Genomic DNA, 24699 nt, shown 5'->3' with positions numbered 1-24699 from the left:
GACTACGGCCCCACCACCGGCGCTGTTCCGAATTGAGTGAAGCGGCCTGTCAGGCACTCCACCAGTTCCTTATGTGCCGCATCCATGTAGTCACCTGCGGTCACCTGTCGGCCATCATTTCCGGCAGCCTTCGCGACGTCCCGGCAGAGAACAGCGACAAGAGGGATCGCCTCTTCAGCTTTTGCCGTCAAATCCTTCTTCAGCTCGTCAAGCTTTCCACCTGCACCGAGCTGCGTCGCGGTCGCACTCAAATCATTCACCGCCTGTCGAATGTCCTCCGCCACCGGCTTGGGCCCCTCCAATGCATTATTAAGTCCATCAACACGCGCAACAAATGCATTAACCTGATCTTGCTTTCCACTTGCCACTAGCGATGACTTCTGTGCCTCCATCTGATTTTTGAGTTCTCCCACCTTCAGCTCAGCATCCCGACGAACTCGCTCAAACGCGGAGAACCGAGTTCCACAAGATGCAAGTCGTCCAGCATTATTGAGCTTGGCGAGACGCTCCGTTGCAAGTGTCTTTTGTACCCACGTTCGCTCGCCGCAGTTCAACCACAGATCGAAGCCCGTCAGGACGCCCAACACCGCGGTGCTGCCAATCGCGGCCATCCTCCAATGTCGCTGCGCGGCATCGCTCTCCACCAGCCCGCTAACACCTGCTGAGACGGTTGCCATTCCCACAGCCGCCAACTGACCAACTCGCAGAGTACCCTCAACTCCACCGCAGCGATTACCCTCTTTTGAGGCATCATTGAAGGCAACAGCACAAGCCCTGGCCTCGGCAAAGGTTTCCGCCCTCAGCAATGACTGTGGAATATAGAGATTGTAGTCTTCGACGTTCTCAACACCCGTATACACCCCCGCGCCCAATGCACCGCGTTCCGGCAGAACCACCGACGTTGCGCATCCATTGGCAAACAGCACCACGAAAAGCCAAAAGCGTTTCATGTCTCCCCCTGATGTCGGCCGACGCAGTAAAGGTCGACTGCCTCAAAGAGGTCAAGTGCGCTAGTCACTCAAGACTGATGGTTCTTGCCTGACCCATGCTTATCATGTGGCCTCGGCTCAGCCCATCTCCACATCACACGAGCCAGCTCAACCCCCCGTCAGGCTCCGAGTGTGGCGCGCGCCAGCATGACGAAGAGAAACGCGAAGTAGCTCCGGGCCGCGAGCTTTCCTGACAGGGCGCGGGGCCTGCGGTTCTTGAAGAACAGCGTCAGGTTGATGACCGCCATTCCCAGGGGCAGCAGGAAGAGCCAGCTTTTGGTCAGCCACAGGAAGAGACCCACCGCTCCGGCCATCACCGTGAAAGCAATCACCGCGCTGGCAGTGGACCCCACTTCGTCGCTGTAGAGCTTCTCCCCTAGCTTCGTGGTCCCGGGCCACGCGGCCTTCCGCATCACTTCCCAGTGCAGGTACAGGAAGACCATCGCCAAAATGGCGAGGAGCCCCTGGGGGTTCAGGGGTCTTCCGGTGCGCTCCGCGTGCGCTACCCAGACGTAGAGGCCGTGGCCTACGTGGAGCTGGATGGCAATTCCTATCATCAGGAACATGCTGCGCTGGTACGCGACCCAGTGCTTCTCCAGCACCCAGAGCACCAGCGCGTGCACCATGATTCCCGCCAGGATGGCGGCCCTCACCCACGACACCGCCAGGTTCGTGCCCAGCAACACGGCCGCGTTGAGCCCCAGCGCCACGTACAGGTCCCCGAAAGTCACGTCCCCTTTCGCCAGGCCCCGGTTCGGGTTGTGGACGAGGTCGTATTCGTAGTCCCGCAACTCATCCACGATGCGCATGAAGTAGCCCACGCCGAAGATGCTCAGCGCGACGTGCAGCAGGTCCGGGGAGAACCTCAGCCCCGGTGCTCCGTCTAGAACTCCGAAGATCCCGTCCAGGCTCACGCACCAGAGCGTGATGACCAGCAGGTAGAACAGCGGCGGGTAGCGCTGCACCGAGAAGCGCAGCGTTGCCCTGGCCCGCTCCATGACGGTCCTGCTCATGCCGCCACCAGCGTGACCGTCCCCGTGGAACCATCCACCCGGACCCTGGCTCCATCAGGGATTCTCGTCGTCGCGTTCGCCACGCCCACCACCGTGGGGATTCCGAACTTCCGGCCCGCGATGGCTGTGTGCGAGAGCATGCTTCCTCGCTCCACGACGATGCCTCCGGACGCCAGCATCAGGAACAGCCAGCCGGGGTCCGTCTCCTTCGCGATGAGAATGTCGTCCTTGCCCAGCGTGCCCACTGCACCCGGGTCCAGCACGATGCGTGCGTTGCCCTCTACAATTCCCGCGCTTGAACCGATTCCCTTGAACAGCGAGGCATTGTCGCTCGCGGCCTCCACCACCCTGGGGACGCCGTCCGCCACGCTGCCCACCGTCGTGAAGTCTCGCGGCGGTTGGCGCTCCTGGTTGTCCTGCTGCTCTCGCCTGCGCAGCTTCGTGAGCTCGCCCAGGTTCCTCGTGACGCTGCGGCCCTCGAAGTGGTCCAGGACCTCTCGCATCGTTAGGTAATGCACGTCCGGCGGTGCATTCAGCACGCCCCGCTCCGCCATCCGCTGTCCCAGCGCCGCGAACACCTGCTTGCTGAAACCGAAGAGCTGGCCTCTCCAGAACCGGCTGTCCTCTCGCAGGCCGATCACCGTCCGCAGTTTCTCCAGCAACTGCTCGATGGCCAGCTTCTTCAGCGGATGCCCCTGGAGGAGTGTGCCTAGCTGCGCTTCCGCCTCCGTGCGCCTGGCCCTGTCTGACGCCCTCAGCTCCTCTCGCGTGACGGACGTGCGCGCGTAGGACTGGACGACCCGCACCAGGTCCCAGGGCGTGTCCCGCAGGTTCGGGCGCTCCACGTTCAGCTCCTGGACGCCCCGGTCTCCGTACTCGCTCAGGTGTTCGCGGAAGGCTCGGGCGAACTCGGGTGGCACGTCCCCCTTGTCGATGCTCTTCCAGAGGGCTTCCGCGTCCTCTTCGTCGAAGCGCCTCGCCAGCGCTGCGTCCGCGCGCACCTTCTCCGCGAGCGCCACCGCGGAGAGCAGCGCGTGCGTTCCCGCGTCCGGCTTCGCCCCGCACATCAGGCCCACCAACAGCGCGCTGGGGTCCTCTCCGGTCCACTTGAGCAACAGCCTTCGCGCCAGCCCGAAGCAGGTGTTGATGTACCAGTGATTGATGAGCGTCAGCCCCCACCAGTTCCCCACCTCCGTCCAGACCCGCCGGAAGTGATGGATGAGGACCAGCGGGTCCTCCTTCTCCACCGGCAACGCACGCAGCCCCGCGAGCGTCTGCTTCCACCACTTCTCGAACGCTTCGAAGTCCCGCTGGAACGTCGCGGTGACGCTCAGCGCTCCCAACGCCGAACGGCCCAGCGCGTACGCGTAGCTCGCGGTGCTGGGGAAGCTCTCACGGTGGCCCGGCAGCCGGATGACCAGCGATGCGTCCCGTTGGAGCACGTCCTCCAGGTCCCGCATGGACGTGGCCGCGATGAACGGGTTGATGCCGTTGACGTGCATCAGGTTCGACAGCGAGTGGTAGACGCGCCCGTCGATGAACCCCAGCATGTTCTGGAAGGCCGGCGTCTGGTCGTGCAGGGCCCTCGCGTCCGCGCCCTTCATGCGGCGCAGCAGGTCGTAGAAGATGACCTCGTAGAAGTAGCTCGCCAGCGAGTACGTCAGCGGCGTCGTGACGCCCGGGAAGCTCTCCGACACGTTGCCGCAACCCCACACGCGGATCTTCCGGAAGTCGAAGGCGATGGGCCGTGCCTGCAACACATGCAGCGTGCCGTCCTCCGTGAACGTGCCTTCGATGTCCTGGGGCATGCCGAAGCTGTGCTCGATGTCCTTCGCCAGCGCGGCCAGCCGCTTCAGCTCCTCATCCGTGAGGCACGGCGCGTCCCTCAGGGGCTCCGGCACGGGCCGGCGGACCAGCTCGCCTCCCGGCGCCGGGTTCTCGCAGAGCATGTCCGCCTTGTGTCCCAGCTCCCGGTCGATGTGCCCCGTCTCCGGGTGGATGAAGTAGTGGTCCACGCCCACCTTCTCCTGGACCACGCCCTCGCCGATGCCGTGCCCCGCGACGACCAGCGTGCGCCGCTCGGTCGTCTTCGGGTCGCAGGTGAAGGCCACGAAGGAGCGGCGGCCTGGGATCATCCGCTGCACGCCCACCGCCACCATCAGCCCTCGGACGTCGCGGCCCTGCGCCAGCCGGTAGATGAGCCCTTCCGGTGTGTAGGCGGAGGCCCAGCAGCGGCGGATCCGGTCCAGCAGCGTGTCCCTTCGCACGTAGAGGAACGTAGAGCTCACGCCCGCGAACGGATCCGTCTCCGAATCCTCGCTCTCCTCCAACGCCCGGCCCACGACGGAGGCTCGCACTGCCACCATGCCGTCCTTGCCGAAGGTCTGATCAAAGGCAGCCAGGATGGCGGCCTCGCGGTCCGCGCCCAGGGGGACCTGGAGGAAGAGCTGTTCAATCTCCTCCGCGACGCGGCGGATGTCCTGATGGGAGGTGCGGTCCACCGCCGTGGTGAGCCGGTCGATGGCGGACTGGAGGGGCCTCGCCACCTCCTGGAACATCGTGGTGGTGAGGCAGAAGAACTCGGGGACCGGGAAGCCGTGCTTCGCCAGGTGCTGCTGGCGCGCGAACTTCTGGCCGACGTGCCGCGGATCGCCGGCCTCGGTCATGGAGACGAGCGGGAGGGGGGAAGACATGGGTGGGGGTTCCTTCAGGAAGGAAAGTCATTGAGCGCGCTTCGCAGGGCCTCCACCGGGGACCTCGACAACAGGTCCTCCGGCCCGAGCACCTTCACGAGCCGCGAGACATCCAGACACTGTGAATGGGTCAGCAACTCCAGACGCTCCGCCATCGCCCGGGCACGCCGGCTGGGGACCTCCCGCATGACTCGCAGGAGCGCTCCGGGGACTCGGACCTTCACGGCGGGACGCTCCAGCCCCAGCCGCTGTGCCACCGTGCCCAGGAACTCCCCGCGCAGGAGCGGTCGTGCATAGGCGACGTTGAGCGCCTGCTGTTCGGGATGCGGCGTCTCCACCATCCGGCTCGCGAGCCGCCAGAGGATTCGGGCCAGGTCATCCACATCGATGACCGAGCACCCCACCCTGTCGTCCCCGACCTGCACGCCCTGCTTCAGGAGCTTCACCATCGCGGGCAGGACGAACCGGTCCCCGCGCCCGAGGAGGAAACGCGGCCGGAGCAGCGCCGCATGCATCCCCGTCCGCACCGCGTGCTCCGTGACGACGTCCTCCGCCGCCACGCGCGAACGGGCCAGCGCGGTGATGGGACGCAGCGGATGCTCCTCCTTCACGCCCCGGTGCGGCCCCGGGCCATACACAGACATGGAGCTGCCGAGCAGGACGCCCCGGCAGTCCCCCCGGAGCCGCGTCAGGAGCCGCCGCGTGCCATCCACGTTGGTCCTCTCAAAGCCCGTGTGGTTGGTGTCCCGCTGCTTCATGGCCAGGTGCAGGACGACATAGGGATACGGAGGAAACAGCGCCTCCGGGATGCCGTGCAGGTCTCCCCGCACGACATGCACGCCGTCTCCAAAGTCACGACCGTCCGGTGAGCGCACCAGCGCGTGCACGGGATGCGCTCCTCGCTGGCGCAGGAAGGCCTGCCCCACCATTCCGGTCGCGCCCGTGAGCACGACGCCGAAGCCTCCGGGCGGCGCTACCAGACCCATGGGACCAGCCGCTTGCGGCTCGCCGCGTACTCGGCGTAGCCCGGGAAGGAGCCCAACAGCAGCCGCTCCTCGTGCCGGATGCGCAGGAGCACCGCCGGGATGAACATCAGCGCGAACACCGCGATGCCCACGACCGCGGGGAACACGAGCAGGTAGCCCACGTGCGCCAGCAACATGCCGGTGTACGCCGGGTGCCTCAGCTTCCGGTACACGCCTTCCGTGACGAGCAGGCTCGCGTCCGGCAGCCGCACCCGGTGCGAGTAGGCCTTCCCCAGCGTGCGGATGGCCGTGAGCCGCAGCGACACCCCGGCGATGAAACAGAACAGCCCCAGCGCGCGCGGCGCGGGCCCCAACTCCAGCGTGGGGAACGCGACTGCCAGCAGGATGGTGGCCAGGCGCGCAATCGCATACAGCTCCAGCGTGGCGCTGTCCCGCTCCGCGGTGGGCTTGCGCGTCTCCCGCAGCGTCACCCGGCTCTCCACCAGCATCCACGTCAGGTACAGGCCCAGCATCAGGCCCGCGATGGGACGGGTGTCCTCCGGCGTGCGCAGGACCTGCCGGATGCCTAACGGAATGAGCAATCCCACGCCCGTCACCAGCAGCAGCGTGGGCATCCAACGGTGCAGGTTCTTCATGACGCCTCCTTCGCGCTCAGCGCGCCAATGAGCCCGGAGAAACAGAAGGTGTCCTCCTGCCAGCCCTGCACGGCGATCCACATGCGGCTGCGCTTGCCGACGCTGCGCACCGGCTCCGCCCACTCGGGCAGCCGGAAGCTGACGAAGGTGCGGATGATGATGGGCACGTCGTTGCGCACGAAGCGCCGGAACTCCAACGACAGTCGCGTCATGATGAGCGACCAGTCCAAAGGCAGCCCCACGCCGTGGATGGCCGCGATGCTCGCCTGCCTCGCCAGCTCCGTGAGCAGCATGCCCTGCACGTGGCCGGAGGGATGGTCGAAGATGAACTCCGGGGACTCGGTGAAGCAGTTGAACTGCTGGAGCGCGCCCACCCGGCACGCGTTGGCGAGCAGCACGTTCGCCGGGTCACGCTTGTGCACCAGCACCGGGTCGATGCGCGCCAGCGGCCTGGCCTGCTCCGCTTCACTGAAGGCCTGCCGGCCCTCGGAGACGGGGTTGCGCACGGGGATGCGGGAGAGGAGCGCGGAGACGTTCTCCGGCGGGTCCCGCTTCCAGGCGTCGCCCACGCGCACGCCCAGCGGCGTGGCGTCCGCCCAGTCGGCCAGGGCGGGGAATTCGGAGGCGCGCGTGCCCAGGTAGAGGCCGCAGTGCTCCTGAAGCACGGCGGCCAGGAACTCCGCCTCCTCCACGTCCTTCACCGGGATGCGACAGGGGTGCTCGACGTCCGGGAGAAGGGGCTCGGGGACGAGCAGGAAGGGAACGGCCTCCGGCGACGCCACCCGCACGCGCCGCTCGGGATGGCTTGAATCGGAATCCATGTCTGCCTTTCTCCAACTGAGGGGGAAAGACAGTCTAGGAATCACGATGTCTCAATACGAGAACCGGGGAAGGCCCGCTTTCCCACAGAGGGGAAACAGACCCGAGAGGACTTCCGGGACTGTTTCATGAACCGCCATGACACGTCGCGAAATGCGTCTTGGTTTGCGACAGCCAGTGTGGCTCGCGGCCTACTGCCCCTCCGGAGACACCGGCTCGCAGCGGACCAGCACCTCCAGCTTCTCTCCCCCACCGCCCAGGTAGATGGTGCCCGTCGTGGGGGTCGCGTCGGAGTACTGGCGACCCACCGCCACGCGCACGTGGTGCGTCTGCGTGAGGATGCCGTTCGTGGGGTCGAAGCCCTTCCAGCCGACCTCCGGCAGATAGACCTGCACCCACGCGTGGGAGGCCTCCGCCATCACCGCGTTCGCGTGCTTGGGGCCCGTGTAGAGGTAGCCGCACACGTAGCGCGCCGGCACACCCAACAGGCGCGCGAGGCAGATGAACACGTTCGCGAAGTCCTGACACACGCCCCTGCGCGCCGAGTACACGGAGAAGGCCGTGGTGCTCAGCGTCGTGGTGCCCTGCGCGTACTGGTACTCCTTGTAGATGGAGTAGTTGATGTCCAGCAGCGTGTCCAAGAGGTCGAAGTCGTTGCGGCGCGCGAAGCTCATCGCGTACTCGAGCAACTCCTCCAGCTGCGTGTCTGGCAATTCCGGCGGCAGCAGGTACGGCTGAAGCATGTTCGCCTGCCACGGCATCCACACCAGCGGCAGCACCGAGCGCACGTGCAGCGGCCGGTAGCCCAACGGATCCGTATCGCGCAGCTCCACGCGCGAGCGCGCCTCCATCACCAGCTCCGTGTAGGGCGTGTCCACCACCGCCCGGCGCACCCGGTTGCCGAAGACGTCCTCGTAGTCCGAGCGCACCACCCCAACGGATAGCCTCACGTCGTGCGACAGCAGCGACTGGAGCCGGTCATGCAGCGGCGTCAGCCGGAGCAGGTGCGAGCTGCGCTCCACCGGCTTGTCGTAGCGGTAGACGGTGCGGTGCACCACGTCCATCACCTGGACCGGCATCTCCGGCGGGCGGCGCAGGCGGCTTCGCGCCTCGAACTCGGCCGCCATCGCGGGCGCCACCGTCCCCTGCCCGTGCGCTTCCGGGGGCAGCACCTCCACGCGGATGGCCCCCTGGCGCACCAGCACCAGCGCGCCCGGCGACAGCTGCGTCCAGTTGGCCGCCACCTCCGTGCGCGACTCCAGCGGCTGCGTGGCCACGATGACGCCCTTGCGGCTCTTGGCGCCCCGGCGCGTGAGGTCCAGTTCCACGTCGTCGTCGCCCAGCACCAGCCGCTCGTACGGCGGCGACACCTGCCACAGCCACGCCTGCGTCGCGCCCGTGCGGTCCGCGTAGACGCACAAATCCCTGCCGTCCGAGACGACCAGCGTCAGCGGCCCCAGCCGGTTCATCTCGTCCAGCCACGCGCGCAGCCGGGGCGCGTCCACGTCCCCCAGGCTGCGCCAGCCCTGCTCCTGCATCCAGTCCAGGAAGCGGCAGAACAGCGTCTCCGAGTCCGTGGAGCCCACCGGTTCGAAGCGTGCGCCCGGCGCGATGGTCAGCCGCTGCTCCAGGCTGCCGCTGTGCGCGAGCAGCCAGTCCCGGCCCCAGGCGCTGCGGACGAAGGGCTGCGTGTTGGCCTCCGTGAGGGGGCCCCACGTCGCCGTGCGCAGGTGCAACAGGAGCAGCGAGGACTCCAGCGGATCCCATGTGCTCACCAGCTCGCTGCGGCGGCTGTGGAGCTGGGGCGCGGCTTCCTTGAGCACCGTGGCCGCGAACTCGCCGCCCGGGTAGTAGCCCACGCCCCAGCCGTCCGGCGGTTTGGCGCCAGGGGCGAGGCAGCGCAGGTCCAAGCCAGGGGCGAGCTCTCCCTCGAAGGACAGCGCGAGCAGGTTCAACATGGCGGCGGACTCTATCCGGCCATCTCCTGGGTGCCCACCTGCACGTGCACCGGTGCCTTGCCGAAAAAAGCGCGGGAGATCTCCGTGCATAGCGCGTCCGTGCCCTCCACCATGCGCGTGAGCAGCGCGTGCACCGACGCGCCCTCCTGCGCCAGCGTCTCCGGCTTCAGCTGCTCCACCAGGGGCACCAGCAGCTCCAGGCACTCCTCCCCCGGCTGCCCCCGGCCCACCACCGGGCACAGGTGCCCCAGGTAGCGCCAGGCGGACTCCAGGCAGTGGCGCACCGAGCGCGGGAAGCGCGGCTCGAACAAGAGGAACGCCGCCACCGCGTCGCCCGTCACCCGGCCCTGGTGGCTCTTCATGAAGGGCTCGAAGCCGGAGCACGCGCGCAAGAGCGACAGCCACAGCGCCGTCTCCACCACCCGGTGCGTGTGCCGCATCTGGCTGAAGACGTGGTGGTGCACGTCCACCAGCCGCGACGTCTGCCCCGCGCGCTCCAGCATCACGCCCAGCCAGATGAACTCCTGGGGCGTGTCGTGCAGCATGGTGCTGTCCAGGAAGCCCAGGCACAGCTGCACCATGCGCCGGATGTGCTGGTAGAAGCCGAAGCGAGACGCGGCGTACTCCGCCCGGCCCGCCTCGCCGGTGAGGAAATGGTACAGCTCGTTCGTCACCTCCCAGCACTCGCGGCTGACCACCTCGCGGATGGTGCGCGCGTTGTCCCGCGCCATCACCACCGTGGCCACCAGACTGGAGAAGTTGTCGTCCTCCCAGGTGAGGAAGCCCTGCACCTTCTCACCGTCCGCCTCCGCCCGGGCGCCGTGCTTGCGCGCGAACGTCTCCCGCTCCCCGAAGATGGCCAGCGCCGGCACCCAGCACTGGTCCGCGGGCACGTCCGCGTCCAGCGCCAGTTGATCCGTCATCTGCAGCACCCGCGCGACGCTCTCCAGCCGCTCCAGGTAGCGCCCCAGCCAGAAGCAGTGCTCCGCGATGCGGGCGATCATGCGCCCTCCTTCTGCACCCAGGTGTCCTTGGAGCCGCCGCCCTGGCTGGAGTTCACCACGTAGGAGCCCGCGCGCAGCGCCACGCGCGACAGGCCTCCCGGCAGCACCCACGGTCCTTGAGGTGACGTGAGGATGTACGGCCGCAGGTCCACGCGGCGGGCCACCACCGTGCCGCTGGCCGCGTCCCAGGTGGGGCACGTGGACAGCTCCACGCGCGGCTGCGCGATGTAGCGGCGCGGCTGGGCGAGGATGCGCTGGCGGAAGTCCTCGCGCTCCTCCTTCGTGGACTGCGGCCCCATCAACATGCCGTAGCCGCCCGCTTCATCCACCGCCTTCACCACCAGCTCCTCCAGGTGCTCCAGCACGTAGCGGCGGTCGTCCTCGCGCGCGCATACGTACGTGGGCACCTGCGCGAGCAGCGCGGGCTCACCGAGGTAGTAGCGGATGATCTCCGGCACGAACGCGTACACCGCCTTGTCGTCCGCCACGCCGTTGCCCGGCGCGTTGGCGAGCGCCACGTTGCCCGCGGCCCACGCGCGCATCAGGCCGGGCACGCCCAGCATGCTGTCCGGGCGGAAGGCCTCCGGGTCGATGAAGGCGTCGTCGATGCGGCGGTAGATGACGTGCACGCGCTTGGGCCCGCGCGTGGTGCGCAGCCACACGCGGTCGTCCTCCACGAAGAGGTCCGCGCCGTGCACCAGCTCCACGCCCATGGTGCGCGCGAGGAAGCTGTGCTCGAAGTAGGCGGAGTTGTACGGGCCCGGCGTCAGCACCACCGCGGTGGAGCGGTCCGGGTCCACCGGCGACGACGCGCGCAGCGTCTCCGCCAGCTTCGCCGGATAGTGGTCCACGCGCCGCACCCGCGTGCGCTCCAGCACCTCCGGCAGCACGCGCTTGGAGAGCACCCGCCCCTCCATCACGTAGGACACACCGGACGGCGTGCGCAGGTTGTCCTCCAGCACGCGGAAGGTGCCCTGCCCGTCGCGGATGAGGTCGATGCCCGCGATGTGGATGCGCACGCCGCCCGCGGGCCTCACCCCGCGCAGCTTCGGCAGGTACTGGGGCGTGCCCAGCACCATGTCGCGCAGCTCCGGGCGCCCCTCGAAGATGCGCTGCTCGCCGTAGACGTCATCCAGGAACAGGCCCAGCGCACGCACGCGCTGCTCCAGCCCGCGCTCCACCTGCGCCCAGTCCGACGCCGTCACCACCCGGGGGATGAGGCAGAAGGGGAAGATGCGCTCCGTGCCCCGCTGATCCGCGTACACGGAGAACGTCACGCCCTGGTTCATCAGCGCCCGCTCCGCCAGCGCCTGCATCCGGGAGAACTCCGCCGGCGAGCGCGCGCCCAGCCGCTCCAGCAACCGCAGCACGTCCTCCCGGGGAGCGTCGCCCGTGCCCAGCAGCTCGTCCCAGGTGCCCGGCTGGATGGCATACCCGTCAAACAGTCCTCGGACCTGAAGCTGTCTCATGATGGACCTCGTCTCGTTGCCGAAGACATGCGACGCCCTGCGTCAGCCACACTGTAGTGAGGGGCCCCAGGCGTGTGACAGAAGCGGGCCGACCGCGTACGCCTTCGCAGGGGCCGCGGCCGGTGGTGAACACATGAAACAGGTGTGACACCGGTCTGGACGCTGGCTGGCGAACAGTCGAGCGGGCCCTGGGTTGTAGCCGGGCGGGTGCGTGATGACGGTGCGCCCCGGGTACGGGTGAGCGGCGGCACGGGCGTGGGAGGGCGGGCATGGGGAAGGTCAGCGGTCGTGCGTGGCTGTCGGCGTTGTCGTTGGTCGTGGGCGCCACCCCGGCGTTCGCGCAGGGCGAGCCCGTCGCCGCGGATCCGATGAGCGTGCGCCGGGTGGCGGACCTCACCTCCGCGCCCCGCCTTGAGCCGGAGATGAACCGGCCCGATACGCAGGCCACCGCCCGGCTGAACGGGCGCCTGTACTTCCTCGCCATTCCACGCGACGCCACCGGCCCCTATGTCCAGGACCTCTGGGTGACGGACGGGACGTTCGCGGGCACCCGCTCCGTGCAGGGGGAGCTGCTGCCGCCGAACACGAGCATCGACCCGGGCTCGCTGCGCGCCACGCCCCAACGCCTGTTCTTCACCGCGACGTCGCCGGGAGTGGGCCGCGAGCTGTGGACGAGCGACGGCACGCGCGAGGGCACGCACGTCACGCGCGAGCTCAACCCGGGAGCGCTCGACGGGGTCGCCTTCCAGGCGCCGGTCTTCGTCGCCGGGGACTCCGTGCTCTTCGCGTCGGGGGGGATGGGCGAGACGGAGTTCGACCTCTGGAAGTCGGACGGCACCGAGGCGGGCACCGTGCCCGTGAAGGACATCCTCCCGGGGACCTACTCGTCGCGTCCCGGCGGCTTCGTGCGCGCGGGGAACACGGTCTTCTTCGTCGCCGAGGGCGCCGAGGGCAGGGAGCTGTGGCGCACGGATGGCACCGAGGCGGGCACCCGGCTGGTGCGCGACATCCGCCCCGGCACGGGCCACTCGCTGCCGCTCCAGCTCACCGCCGTGGGCAGCACCCTCTATTTCACCGCCGAGGACGGCCAGCACGGCCGTGCCCTCTGGAAGTCGGACGGCACGGAGGCGGGCACCGTCATGGTCGCGGAGTTCGCGCCCACGGGTACCGGGCCCAGCCTCCACCACTTCACCGCGCTGGGTGACACGCTCCTCTTCCTCGTGACCGGCACGCCCGAAGGCATCGAGCTGTGGCGCACGGATGGCACCGAGGCGGGCACCCTGCCGGTGAAGACGCTGCCCCGGTCGATGCTCGAAGGGCCTCCGGGCCTGACGCTCGTCCCGGTGGACAACCGCGTCTTCATCCTGGGCCGGGGCGGCGCTTCCGGTGATTCGCTGTGGGTGACGGACGGCACCAGCGCGGGCACCGTGCGCATCCCGCGCCCCACCGAGTCCGGGCTCGAGGCCGTGCGCGGCTTCACGCCGTTCGAGGGCGGGCTCGCCTTCATCGTGACGACGGCGCCAGGCGCGAGCGAGCTGTGGCACACGGACGGAACCCTCACGAGCACGTCCCGGCTGACGCGGCTGCCGTCGGGCAACACCTCCGCGCTGCCCACGGGGCTGGTGTCACACCAGGGCGCGCTGCTGACGACGGCCGGGGATGCCTGGACGCCGCGCGCCCTCTGGCGCATGGAGCGGGATGCCGCGCCGCCGACCTTCGTGTGCCCGGTCGCCCGGGAGGTGGCCTCCGACCACGCCGAGGGCACGTGGGTGAAGGACCTGACCCCGGCGATGGTGAGCAGCCCGACCCAGGTGACCATCCGCACCACCCATCCGTCCTACAGCCTGCTGCCGCTCCACCGGCCCACGCTCGTCACCTGGCAGGCCTCGGACGCCACGGGCCGGCTCGCGTACTGCGCCACCTCGGTGACGTCGCGGGACCTGACGGGCCCGGCCATCAACGGCTGCCCCACGGAGCTGACCGTGGGCACGCGCTCGCCGCAGGGCCTCACCTTCTATTACCCGACCCCGAACATCCAGGATGAGACGAGCCGGGACGTGCTCGTCACCTACAGCCCATTGAACGGCAGCGTCCTGCCCATGGGCACCACGCAGGTGACGATGACGGCGAAGGACACGTCGGGCAACGTCACCACCTGCTCCTTCCCCGTCACCATCCGCGACGGCCAGCCGCCCACCGGGGCCTGCAAGGTGAGCGAGGTCCGCGTGGAGGCGGAAGGGCCCCAGGGCGCGCACGCGTACTGGCCGGACTCCACTCCCACCGACACCATCTCCAGCCAGGTCAGCGTCCGCAGCTCGCATGCGTCCGGGGACCTGTTCCCGCTGGGCCTCACCCGCGTGGAGGTCGTCAGCACCGACGAGGCGGGCAACAGCACCACCTGCGAAATCCAGGTGCGGGTGCGCGACTCGCGGCCGCCGCTGCTCAGCTGCCCGGTGGACCAGACGCTGACCTCCGCCGTCATGTCCGGCACGCGCGCGGAGTACCCGCTCGCCACCGCCGAGGACGCCGTCTCCGCGACGGAGATCTCCTACAGCCCCGTCGTGGGCACGCCGCTCGCGCCGGGCCTGCACTCGGTGCAGGTGACCGCCATCGACGCGGCCGGCAACGCGTCCCTCTGCAACTTCCACCTGACCGTGCAGTACGACCCGACGTCGGACATGCGGCAGGGCATGGGCTGCTCGGTGGGCAGCGGCCCTTCTTCGGCCCTGGGCTGGGTGGCGCTGCTCGCCCTCGCCTGGACGGTCAGCCGCCGTGTGAAGGACGGCCGGCCGCGCGGGTGAGCCAAGAGCCGTGGCGGCGCGGGGGACTTCCGCTACAGTCCTCCGCGCGCCCGCCATGGACCTCACCCTCTTCGTCGTCGGACTCGTGAAGGTCGTCCTCGGTGGCCTCGTGGCCGCGCTCGGCATTGGCCTGAGCATGCGCGGCCTGGGCCGCCTGCTGGACAGCCACCCCGTGGAGGAGCTGCGCCAGGGCAACGTCGCCGCGGGCCTGGTGCACGCGACGAGCCTCGTGTCGCTGGGCCTGCTCGTGCAGCACGCGCTGAAGGCCACCAGCGACGCGGTGGACCTGGCGGTGCAGAACCCGCCCGTCTCCGCCATGTCCGTGCTCCAGTTGCTGGGGCTGGCGCTGGTGCACGTGGGGCTGTCGCTCGCGGTGGGCGTGGCGGTGCTGGCCCTGGGCGTGCGGCTGTTCGACAAGATGACCCCCGGCATCGAGGAGCTGGCGGAGGTGCGCAAGGGCAACATCGCCGCCGCGCTCCTCTTGTGCGCCTTCCTGCTAGTCATCGCGCTGCTCACCGCGCCCGGCCTCCAGGCCGCGCTCAACGGCCTCATCCCCTTCCCGCAGCTCCCCACCGGAATGCTGCGCGCGCCCGCCTGAGCCCTTCCATGCTCTCGCGCTCGTGGAAGCTGCTGCTGTCGCTGGTGCTGGTGGGGGCGCTCTTCGCCTTCATGGGCTTCGAGGGCGTGCTGGCGCGAAAGGCGGGGCGGGTCGCCGAGCCCCCGAAGCCGGAGGTGGAAGCGCCCCCGGCCGACCCGCAGGAGGCACTGAAGGACCTGGGCGTGGTGCTGGTGCCAGAGGACACGCCGCCGGAGCGCGCGAAGACCTATGACTGGCGCGTGGAGGGCATGGAGCCCGCCCGTCAGCAACTGGGCTATGGCCTGGGCGAGGCGGTGGAGCGCGGGCTGGAGCAGGCGCACCGCGACTACAGCGTGCGGCTGCGCTACCGCGCCATGGGCCCGGAGCGCTTCACCTACGTGGCGCCGCCCGGGTGCGGCACGGACATGCGCTGCATCTACGCGGAGCTGATGCGCAGCAACGCGGAGCCGGTGCGCGTGCTGGGCGAGCGCTTCGCCGTCTCCATCCGCGAGCGCGACCTGGACGCGGCGCAGGCCACCGAGCTCATCCTCGGCTTCGTGCGCCGCATCCGCTACGAGCTACCTGGTGACGAACCCTTCGGCATCGTCCCGCCGGGGCTGGTGCCCGCGCAGGACCGGGGCGACTGCGATTCCAAGGCAGTGCTCGCGCTGATGCTGCTGCGGCAGGTGGGCGTGGACGCGGTGATGCTCTACTCGGACGCGCTCGCGCACGCGGCCATCGGCGTGGGGCTGCCCGGCACCGGCACCCGCATCCCCTTCGCGGGGCGCGGCTACCAGTACGCGGAGCTCACGGCGGAGGGCTGGCCGCTGGGGATGATTCCTCCGCAGTACGACAAGCCGCAGCTGTGGCGCGTGCTACCACTGCCGCTACCGGACACCCAGGGCTGAGCACTGGCGATTCACGCCACTTACCTGTATTCCTGTTCTATCCATTTTCAAGTGGGGGCAGGCACATGACAGGTTCACGGACGTGGATGACGGTGGGACTGGTGGCGCTGGCCAGCGGCTGTGGCGCGGCGGAGGACGCGACGGCGCTGGCCACGGTGGAGCAGGCGCTGGGCGCGTGCACGCACTCGGTGACGACGAACACGTACGACGGTCCGGACTACTGGGGCACGCTCGTGTTCAAGAACACGGGCACGGTGGCCATCGCCAACCCGGTCATCGCGCTCGACGTGCCGACGGGCGTGACGTGTGACGATGATCAACCCGGCTGGACGCACACGCAGTCGGGCCGCACGTGCACCTTCACGCGCACGTCGTCGCTGACGGTGGCGGTCAGCGCGTCGTACACGTTCAACTACTCCACCAACTCCAACGTGTCCTTCACCGCGGCCAACGTGAAGGTCCAGTCCGATAGCTGCGGCGGCACGTCCCCCGGCGGCACGGGCCTCACCGCGAACCAGAAGAAGGTGGCGGAGGCGCTCACGAGCATCTGGGAGAACGACACGCCCACGCTGGACTACGCCTACTCGGAGAACATCGGCGACGGGCGCGGCTACACCAACGGACGCGCGGGCTTCTGCACCGGCACGGGTGATGCCATCCAGGTGGTGCAGTGCTACCGGGCCCTGCGCACCGAGGCCAATGGCAACCGTCTGGCGAAGTACTGGAATGGCCTCACCGTCATCAACAACCGCTTCCTGTCCACCGGCCAGTCGCAGGCGTCCACGGCGGAGCTGGATGCCGTGGGCAACTGGACCGCGGACTGGGCGGCCAGCTTCAACACCGCCGCGACGAAGGCGGACTTCAAGCAGTGCCAGGACCAGGTGAACGACGCGCTCTATTACACGCCCACCCTCAACGAAGCCGCGAAGTGGGGCCTCACGCAAGCGCTGACGAAGGCCGCGCTGTACGACGCGTCCATCAACCACGGCTTCGACGGCATGAAGGACCTCATCCGCCAGGCCAACACGGCCCTGGGCAACAGCGGACAGGTGGCGCCGGTGGTGGGCTACAACGGCATCACGGAGAGCGCGTGGCTCCAGAAGTTCCTGGAGAAGCGCCGCGACGTGCTGGCGAGTGACTCCACCTGGGTGGAGGCGGTGGACCGCGTGGCCGCGTACGAGAAGCAGCGCCGCCGTGGCAACTGGGACCTGGGCGTCGCCCTGCGCAACGACGTGCGCGCCCGCGACTGCTGGACCACGGCCTACCCGGCGAGCGGCTACACCGTGCGCAACATCAACCCGGACGGCACCTGGAGCACGCCGTCCTCGTTCACGTACTCCTGCCAGTAGGCCGACAGGACAGTCCCGCACACGGGCCGTGACGGCGGGCGCCCCGGGGTGGCATGACCCGGGGCCATGGCCCGTGACGTCTCGTTCTTCGACAAGCTTGGCTCGCTGCTCGCCCAGGAGCGCGAGGCCGAGAAGGCCCGCACGACCGCGTTGGCCCAGGGGCTCTCCCTGCGCGAGCGCGAGGAGCAGGGCCTGTCCGTGCTGGACCTGGAGACCGTCGAGGAGGAGGTGGGCCTGGGCGGCCGCATCCTCCTGACGCTCGCCCGCGCGGACCGGGGGCGGCTGCCCACGCGCGTGTCCAACGGCGACCTCGTGGCGGTGCTGCCCCGCCGCGCGGAGGTGAAGGAGCCGGCGAAGGCGCTCGTGTCGCGCGCCACCTCCACCCGCATCCAGCTCGCCTTCGACCGCGAGCCGCCCGCGTACATCTCCGAGGGCCTGCTGCGCCTGGACGTCGTCCCCAACGACGTCACCTACGAGCGCGTGCGCGCGGGCCTCCAGCGCGTGAAGGCGATGGACAAGGGCCAGGAGCGCCACAAGCGCGAGGTGCTGCTGGGCAACGAGCCCCCGCGCTTCGACAACACCAAGGACTTCACCCCCACCCGCCCGCTCAACCCCGAGCAGCAGGACGCCGCGAAGCGCGCCCTGGCCGCGGAGGACTTCTTCCTGGTCCACGGCCCGCCCGGCACCGGCAAGTCCACCGTGCTGGCGGAGGTGGCGGCCCAGGCCGTCGCGCGCGGAGAGCGCCTGTTGTGCACCGCGGCCAGCAACGCCGCCGTGGATCACCTGCTGGAGCTGTGCCTGGAGCAGGGCCTGCGCGCCCTTCGCGTGGGCCACCCCGCGCGCGTCGCCGCCCGCCTCCAGGAGCACACGCTGGACATCGTCGTGGAGGAGCACCCGGACCGCGTCGTCAGCCGCGACCTGTTCGACGAGGCCTTCGACCTCTTCGGCTACGCGCGCCGCCAGCGCAGCCAGGGACGCAGCCGCGAGCGCTTCTCCAACGCCCGCTCCTCCACCGCCGAAGCCAAGGACCTGATGGACGAGGCGCGCAAGCTGGAGAAGAAGGCCGTGAAGGCCGTGCTCGCGCGAGCGGACGTGGTGTGCGTGACGCTCGCGAGCCTGGGCTCCGGCGTGCTCGCGGGCGAGGAGTTCGACCGCGCCCTCCTGGACGAGGCCACCCAGGCCACCGAGCCGCTGGCCCTCTTGGGCTTCCTGCGCGCGCCCAAGGTGGTGCTCGCCGGAGACCCGCAGCAGTTGCCGCCCACCGTGCTGTCGCAGGAGGCCGCGAAGGCGGGCCTGGGCGTAAGCCTCTTCGAGCGCCTGCTCCAGGACCACGGCGACGACGTGAAGCGCATGCTGCGCGAGCAGTACCGGATGAACGCCGCCATCATGGCCTTCCCCTCCAAGGAGATGTACGGCGGCGAGCTGAGAGCCCACCCGTCCGTGGCGGACCGCACGCTGGACGGCGTGCTCCAGCCAGGCGCGGAGGTGGACGCCCCGCCCGTGCTCTACCTGGACACCGCGGGCAAGGGCTTCGACGAAGAGGTGGAGCCCACCACGCACAGCCTCCTCAACCCGGGCGAGGCCACCTACGTCATCGCCCGCGTGCGCGAGCTGCTGGCGAAGGGCCTGTCGCCGCGCGAGCTGGCCGTCATCGCGCCCTACAGCGCCCAGGCCCGCCACCTGCGCGAGGCGCTGGAGGCCGTGCACCCGGACGTGGAGGTGGACACCGTGGACGCGTTCCAGGGCCGGGAGAAGGACGCCATCCTCGTCAGCCTCACCCGCTCCAACAGCGAGGGGCAACTGGGCTTCCTCAACGACCTGCGCCGCATGAACGTGGCCCTCACCCGCGCCCGCCGGCACCTGTTCGTCGTGGGCGACTCCGCCACCCTCAGCAGCCACCCCTTCTACGCGCGCTTCATCGAAGGCACCCAGACGGACGGCGGCTACCGCTCCGCCTGGGAGTGGCCGGACCCGGCCGAGCAATGATTGTCATTCCAACGACACCGGGCTGCCCCGTGGAACTACGCAAGGAGTGCGACCCGGGCGCCCGAAATTTGTCGCATCGCTGAACGATTTTTGTCACCCGCCTGCCTGCCTGGCGCCGCGGAGGGCCAGAAATCAGGCATTTGGCTTTATCCGTGACGTCGGCATGAAGACTGCTTCTCTTGCCGCGCACGGAGGGAATGCATGTCTCAAGCGCCTGTGGTGACCAAGGAGAATGACGTCTGGGTGATTCGGATCGACCGGCCCAACGGCAAGACCCAGGAGTACCGCTGCGCCACGGAGGGCCAGGCCCGGCAGTTGGCCATGGTGCTCGGCAAGCCGGACACCGGCGGCCCGCCGCGCCCGGCGGCGTCTTCGTCCAGCACCGTCGCGTAGGGTCGCCAGCACCCGGGGGGACGGAGTAAGGCGTGAGGGTACGAGGAGGCACCCGTGCCCGCCGCCGCATTCGAATCCCTCACCGTCGACGCAGAAGGGCTGCCGCTGCACGTGCGGCAGCGCGGTCCCCACGGCACGCCCGCCGTGCTGTTCCTGCATGGCTGGCTGGACCACTCCCACAGCTTTGATCCGCTCTGCGAGCACCTGCCCGAAGCCTGGCGCACGGTGCTGCTCGACTTTCGCGGCATGGGCCAGAGCGGCCACGCCGGCCCCGGCGCCGCGTACCACCTGAGCGACCACCTGCTGGACGTGGAGGCCACCCTGGATGGGCTGGCCCTGCCGCCGGTGCACCTGGTGGGGCACTCGCTGGGCGGCATCGTCGCGCTCGCGTACGCCGCCGCGCGCCCGGAGCGCGTGCTCAGCCTGACCCTCATCGAGAGCCTGGGCCCTTCCGGCGGCCCGGCCACGGGCGCCCTGCAGCGCCTGCGAGGGTTCCTGGACGACTCGCGCCGGCCGCCGAACCGCAAGCGCTACCCCACGGTGGAGGCCGCCGCGGAGCGCCTGCGTCAGGCCAACCCCACCCTCTCCCCGGACGCGGCGCTGCTCTTCGCGCGCCACGGCACCCGCCGGACGCCGGAGGGCGACTTCGCCTTCACGTTTGATCCGCGCCACCGCCGCCGCTTCGGCCAGGGCTTCGATGAGGCCCAGTGGCTGGCGCTGGAGGCCGCCGTCACCTGCCCCGTGCAGTTGCTTCGCGGCACCCGGGGGCTGTCCCCCGCCCCGGAGCTGCTGGAGGCGCGGCTGGCCACCCTGCGCACGCTGGCCTCCCCACCCCGCTTCTTCGAAGGCGGCCACCACGTGCACCTGGAGCAGCCCGCGGCCATCGCCGCCGCGATCGCGGCGTTCATCGCTGGACGCCCTGCCGAAGCGTCATCTGCATGACCTGAAAAGTTGGGGGTGCCGGTTGGCAAAAGGTCGGGAAAAACCTTTCACCCTCCAGGGCAACCCGGTTCCCTCCAGCGCTCACTTGGCCGCTGGAGGATGCGCCAAGTCCCTGAATTCAGGTGCGCGCAGGGCAACGGCGTTCCCCGGCACGGGTCTTGATTAGGGGAGGCCCGCGATGGATCACGTGTCCCGGGCATCCGTGTGCGTGTGGTGGGGAAGGGTGGGGAGCGGACAATGGTGATGGGGTGGAGGGGTCGGGTCGTCCTGCTGGCGTCGTTGGTGGCGGGGACGATGGCGTGTCACGAGGAGGACCAGACGCGCGGGGTGAAGGCCACGGCGGTGCTGGACGTGGACGCGCTCGACTTCGGCGAGGTGCCGGTGGGCGAGTGGCGTGAGAAGGAAGTCCGCATCCGCAACGTCGGCTACGTGCCCTTCTCCGCGCTGGAGGCGCTGGGGATTGGCAACAACCCGTCGTACCAGGTCGAGCTGACGGACGGTGGCGGCCGCGTGCCGCCGGGCGAGTCGCACGTCGTCAAGGTGCGCTTCCACCCCCTGAAGGAGGGGCCCGTGGAGGAGACCCTGCGCGTGACGACGGACGCCAACGTGGGCGCGCTGCAGCAGCTGCCCGTGCAGGGCCTGGGCACGCCCACGCGCATTGGCGTGAGCCCGCCGGTGCTGGACTACGAGACGCTGGAGGTGGACAGCGACCGCACGCTGGAGGTCACCGTCACCAACCCGGTGGACCTGCCGCTGACGCTGAAGGTCGCGGGCGACCAGGCGGATCCGTTCACGCCGGACACCATCACGGTGCCGCCGCTCAGCACCCAGGTGGTGAAGACGAAGTACCTGCCCCGCGCGCTGGGGTCGATGGGCGCCCGGCTGGAGGTCGTCTCCTGCGAGACGTGCACCCCGTCCGTCGTGGACCTGAAGGGCAACTCCGTGGCCAGCGCCTTCGCGTTCGACCCGGCGCCCGTGCCCTTCGACGAGATCCCGGTGCACGAGCGCACCGAGTCCTTCACCCGCGCGCGCAACATCACCTGGCGCCCGGTGACCATCTCCGCGCTGGCGACGAGCGACCGGGCCTTCTCTCCGCTGACCAAGCCGGAGGGCACCACGGTGCAGCCGGGCGAGGTGGTGGAGATGCGCATGGAGTTCGCGGCGCGCTTCTCCGGCCCCAACGTGGGCAACCTCACGGTGGCGTACGCGTCCGACAAGGCGCGTGAGTCCCGCGTGATGCTGGATGCGCGCGGTGGCCGGCCCACGCTGGCCGTGGCCCCGGTGGCGCTGGACTTCGGCGAGCTGCCGGTGGGCGGCAAGCTGGAGCAGGTCATCCGCATCACCAACGCGGGCAGCAACGGCCCCCTCACCTTCACCGGCGTGCGCGCCGACGGCGACGCGGTGCAGTTCGACGTGGGCACGCCCACGCGCGGCACGCAGAACTACGCGTGGAAGGGCGGCACCTGGCCCGCGCTGGAGGCCAACGGCCTGCAGATCCAGCCCGGCGACGACGCGCTGGAGCTGAAGGTCTACTTCGAGCCGAAGAACGAGGGCACCTTCAGCGCCACGCTCTACGTGCAGTCCAACGACCTGTTCACGCCCGAGCGCGCCATCGTCCTGACGGGCCGCGCTCGCGCCTCCGGCCCCTGCGTGTATGAGCTCTTGCCCCAGCCGAAGCTGGAGTTCGCCAACGTGGTGCCGGGCCGTGGCGCGGTGCTGGGCTTCTACTTCCGCAACCCGGGCCGGGCCGAGTGCGCCATCAAGGACGTGCACCTGTCCAATGACGGCGGCGGCGTGTTCTCCATGCCCGGCGGTCCCATCACGGGCGGCGTGGTGCTCTACGACACGGCCTTCAGCTCCATGATTGCCTTCCGCGCGCCCACCACGGGTGGCGAGTTCAACGGCGAGCTGATGCTCACCGTCAACAACCCCGCCTACCCCACGGTGACGCTGCCCATCCACGCGGTGTCCAACCCGTCCTGCCTCGTGGCCACGCCGTCCTTCGTGGACTTCGGGCCCATCCGCTACGACTGCCCGGCGAAGCCGCGCAAGACGTTCCTGTCCAACCGCTGCAGCGAGCCGCTCACCGTGGCGGACGCCACCATCGGCAACGGCACGTCCAAGCAGTTCTCGCTGCTCACGCCGGTGACGGCGCCCATCACGCTCCAGCCCGGCGAGGGCTTCGAGATGGAGGTGGACTACGCCCGCAGCGTGCTGGGCCAGCACTACAGCCCACTGTACTTCCAGGCCGACACGGAGGCGAACCGCTTCCTCGTGCCGCTGCTCGCGGAGACCAACCACGAGGGCATCCAGGTGGACCGCTTCACGCAGGGCACCGACAGCCAGTTGGACGTGCTCTTCGTGGTCTCCAACACCACCACCATGGACACCTACCAGCAGCGCCTGCGCAACGCGATTCCGGGCTGGCTGCAGCGCGCGAAGGAGCTGAACGTGGACGTGCGCGTCGGTGTCACCAGCACGGGCCTGGTGCAGCGCACGGGCGTGTGCGGCGGCGGCGCCAACGGCGGTGAGGCCGGCCGGCTCTTCCCGGTGGACGGCAGCCGCGCCCGCGTGGTGTCCGGCAACAGCGCCAACGCGGCGGCCACCATCCAGTCCAACCTGGACGTGGGCCTCTGCCACAACCTGGTGCAGGGCCTGGAGACGACGCGTCAGGCCCTGTCCGCCCCGCTGTCCGAGCAGGCCGATGACGTCCGCACCCCGCAGCCCAACGACGGTAACCTGGGCTTCGTCCGGGCCGCGGCGCGCATGGCGGTGGTGGTGCTGGCGGATGAGGACGACCACTCCGGCTTCGAGCCCGACAGCTACATCCAGTTCCTCCAGACGCTGAAGGGCACGGGCATGTCCCAGCGCAGCAACCTCCACGCGCTCATCCCCAACGGCTCCTGCTCCACCGCGAGCAGCAGCGCGCCCCGCTTCGCCGCGGTGGCCAAGGGCACGGGCGGCTCCGTGGGCTCCGTCTGCGAGAGCGACTACCGCGGGTTCCTGGACCCCATCATCCAGCAGGCCGGTGAGCCGCAGGCGGACTTCCCGCTCACCGCCACGCCGGACGGCACGCAGGAGATGAGCGTGCGCGTGAACGGCCGCACCCTGGGTGCGGACCAGTGGACCTACGACGCGGGCCGCAACGCGGTCGTCTTCGCCCAGGGCTCCGTGCCCACCCCGGGCCAGTCCGTGGAGATCCGCTACCGCAGCGTCTGCGCCCCCACGCCGTAGCCGGGGGACCGGAGGCGATACGGAGTCGTGACGCAGCGCGGCCGGGCCGGTTCCTCCAGGGGGCCGGCCCGGTTCGCGTTTTTGGGGATGCTCGGGCTTTTGCGATCCGCGCTGACGCGGCTATCGTCACGGTTGGAGTGGAAACGTTCGGCCGCTATGAATTGCTGCGCAAGCTGGCCACCGGCGGCATGGGGGCCGTCTACCTTGCCCGGCAGAAGGGGCCGGTGGGCTTCCAGAAGCTGCTGGTGGTGAAGCGGCTGTTGCCCCACCTGTCGGAGGACGACGAGTTCCTCCAGATGTTCCTGGACGAGGCGCGCATCGCGGCGCTGCTCAACCACCCCAACATCGCGCAGATCTACGAGATGGGGGACGTGGACGGGCAGTACTACATCGCGATGGAGTACGTGCACGGGGAGCCCTTGGGCTCGCTGGTGCCGCGCGCGTCGGCGCACCCGGGCGGCTTCCCGCTGGGGCTGCGCTGCCGGATCATCGCGGAGGCGGCGGCGGGGCTGGACGCGGCCCACAACGCGCGCAGTCCGTCCGGCCGCAAGCTGTCGCTCATCCACCGGGACGTGTCGCCGCAGAACGTGCTGGTGGGCTTCAACGGCGGCGTGAAGCTCATCGACTTCGGGGTGGCGAAGGCGCAGGGGAAGCTGTCGCAGACGGTGGTGGGCACCATCAAGGGCAAGCACGCGTACATGTCCCCGGAGCAGGCGCGGGGTGAGCCGCTGGATGCGCGCTCGGACGTGTTCGGGCTGGGGACGGTGTTCTACGAGCTGCTGACCAACGGGCGCCTGTTCAAGCGCGAGACGGAGATGGCCACGCTCAAGGCCGTCGTGGGGCACAAGATCGTCCCCCCTTCCGAGGCGGTGCCCGGCATCCCGAAGTCGTTGGATCCGATCGTCTTCAAGGCGCTGGCGCGCAAGCGCGACGACCGGTTCAG

General features: G+C 69.6%; 18 protein-coding genes. 9 read left to right on the top strand and 9 right to left on the bottom strand.

Features of this window, described 5'->3' with window-relative positions:
• Positions 1 to 2: 2 nt before the first annotated feature.
• The 9 genes from JYK02_RS00535 to JYK02_RS00495 form a co-directional block, all read right to left on the bottom strand.
• On the bottom strand, positions 3 to 950 hold the full coding sequence (locus JYK02_RS00535) for a hypothetical protein (RefSeq protein WP_207047899.1): 948 nt from the start codon (positions 948 to 950) through the stop codon (positions 3 to 5).
• Between the two features lie 158 nt (positions 951 to 1108).
• Positions 1109 to 2002 (bottom strand): hypothetical protein, encoded by an 894-nt coding sequence (locus JYK02_RS00530; protein ID WP_242588278.1) that lies wholly within the window; start codon positions 2000 to 2002, stop codon positions 1109 to 1111.
• The gene (locus JYK02_RS00525) at positions 1999 to 4695 is read right to left on the bottom strand and encodes a PEP/pyruvate-binding domain-containing protein (protein ID WP_207047898.1); all 2697 of its coding nucleotides are present in this window, start codon (positions 4693 to 4695) and stop codon (positions 1999 to 2001) included. Before JYK02_RS00525 ends, JYK02_RS00530 begins: the two co-directional genes overlap by 4 nt.
• Before the next feature lie 14 nt (positions 4696 to 4709).
• Positions 4710 to 5681, bottom strand: coding sequence for an NAD-dependent epimerase/dehydratase family protein (locus JYK02_RS00520; protein ID WP_207047897.1), 972 nt, complete (start codon positions 5679 to 5681; stop codon positions 4710 to 4712).
• Complete coding sequence (locus tag JYK02_RS00515) at positions 5669 to 6316, bottom strand: methyltransferase family protein (RefSeq protein WP_207047896.1); 648 nt, start codon at positions 6314 to 6316, stop codon at positions 5669 to 5671. Before JYK02_RS00515 ends, JYK02_RS00520 begins: the two co-directional genes overlap by 13 nt.
• The gene (locus tag JYK02_RS00510; protein ID WP_207047895.1) at positions 6313 to 7137 is read right to left on the bottom strand and encodes an AfsA-related hotdog domain-containing protein; all 825 of its coding nucleotides are present in this window, start codon (positions 7135 to 7137) and stop codon (positions 6313 to 6315) included. The genes JYK02_RS00515 and JYK02_RS00510 overlap by 4 nt, the downstream gene beginning before the upstream one ends.
• Positions 7138 to 7326: 189 nt before the next feature.
• Entirely contained in the window at positions 7327 to 9093 is a 1767-nt protein-coding gene (locus JYK02_RS00505; protein WP_207047894.1) for a class II glutamine amidotransferase, read from the bottom strand.
• 11 nt (positions 9094 to 9104) lie between these two features.
• Complete coding sequence (locus JYK02_RS00500) at positions 9105 to 10097, bottom strand: alpha-E domain-containing protein (protein WP_207047893.1); 993 nt, start codon at positions 10095 to 10097, stop codon at positions 9105 to 9107.
• Positions 10094 to 11566, bottom strand: coding sequence for a circularly permuted type 2 ATP-grasp protein (locus tag JYK02_RS00495; protein WP_207047892.1), 1473 nt, complete (start codon positions 11564 to 11566; stop codon positions 10094 to 10096). Before JYK02_RS00495 ends, JYK02_RS00500 begins: the two co-directional genes overlap by 4 nt.
• A gap of 269 nt (positions 11567 to 11835) precedes the next feature.
• On the opposite strand from JYK02_RS00495, the gene JYK02_RS00490 reads away from it, so the two are divergent.
• The 9 genes from JYK02_RS00490 to JYK02_RS00450 all read left to right on the top strand — a co-directional run.
• Positions 11836 to 14367, top strand: coding sequence for an ELWxxDGT repeat protein (locus JYK02_RS00490; RefSeq protein ID WP_207047891.1), 2532 nt, complete (start codon positions 11836 to 11838; stop codon positions 14365 to 14367).
• Positions 14368 to 14422: 55 nt separating this feature from the next.
• Positions 14423 to 14965 (top strand): DUF350 domain-containing protein, encoded by a 543-nt coding sequence (locus tag JYK02_RS00485; RefSeq protein ID WP_207047890.1) that lies wholly within the window; start codon positions 14423 to 14425, stop codon positions 14963 to 14965.
• Positions 14966 to 14973: 8 nt separating this feature from the next.
• A complete protein-coding gene (locus tag JYK02_RS00480) occupies positions 14974 to 15852 on the top strand; it encodes a hypothetical protein (protein ID WP_207047889.1) in 879 nt (292 codons plus the stop codon).
• A gap of 65 nt (positions 15853 to 15917) precedes the next feature.
• Positions 15918 to 17201 carry a chitosanase gene (locus tag JYK02_RS00475; RefSeq protein ID WP_207047888.1) on the top strand — a complete coding sequence of 428 codons (1284 nt, stop codon included), beginning with the start codon at positions 15918 to 15920 and terminating at the stop codon, positions 17199 to 17201.
• 66 nt (positions 17202 to 17267) lie between these two features.
• The gene (locus JYK02_RS00470) at positions 17268 to 19187 is read left to right on the top strand and encodes an AAA domain-containing protein (RefSeq protein WP_207047887.1); all 1920 of its coding nucleotides are present in this window, start codon (positions 17268 to 17270) and stop codon (positions 19185 to 19187) included.
• A gap of 201 nt (positions 19188 to 19388) precedes the next feature.
• On the top strand, positions 19389 to 19580 hold the full coding sequence (locus JYK02_RS00465; protein ID WP_207047886.1) for a hypothetical protein: 192 nt from the start codon (positions 19389 to 19391) through the stop codon (positions 19578 to 19580).
• Positions 19581 to 19634: 54 nt separating this feature from the next.
• Positions 19635 to 20522: an alpha/beta fold hydrolase gene (locus JYK02_RS00460; RefSeq protein ID WP_207047885.1), complete on the top strand. Its 888-nt coding sequence runs from the start codon at positions 19635 to 19637 to the stop codon at positions 20520 to 20522.
• Between the two features lie 237 nt (positions 20523 to 20759).
• Positions 20760 to 23756 (top strand): choice-of-anchor D domain-containing protein, encoded by a 2997-nt coding sequence (locus JYK02_RS00455; RefSeq protein ID WP_207047884.1) that lies wholly within the window; start codon positions 20760 to 20762, stop codon positions 23754 to 23756.
• Positions 23757 to 23893: 137 nt separating this feature from the next.
• Positions 23894 to 24699 (top strand): serine/threonine-protein kinase (locus JYK02_RS00450; RefSeq protein WP_207047883.1); only part of this gene is annotated, 806 nt, incomplete at its 3' end.

The sequence above is a fragment of the Corallococcus macrosporus genome (genome assembly GCF_017302985.1).
In the GTDB taxonomy this organism is placed as follows: domain Bacteria; phylum Myxococcota; class Myxococcia; order Myxococcales; family Myxococcaceae; genus Corallococcus; species Corallococcus macrosporus_A.
This window is presented reverse-complemented; position numbering and strand designations above follow the sequence as displayed.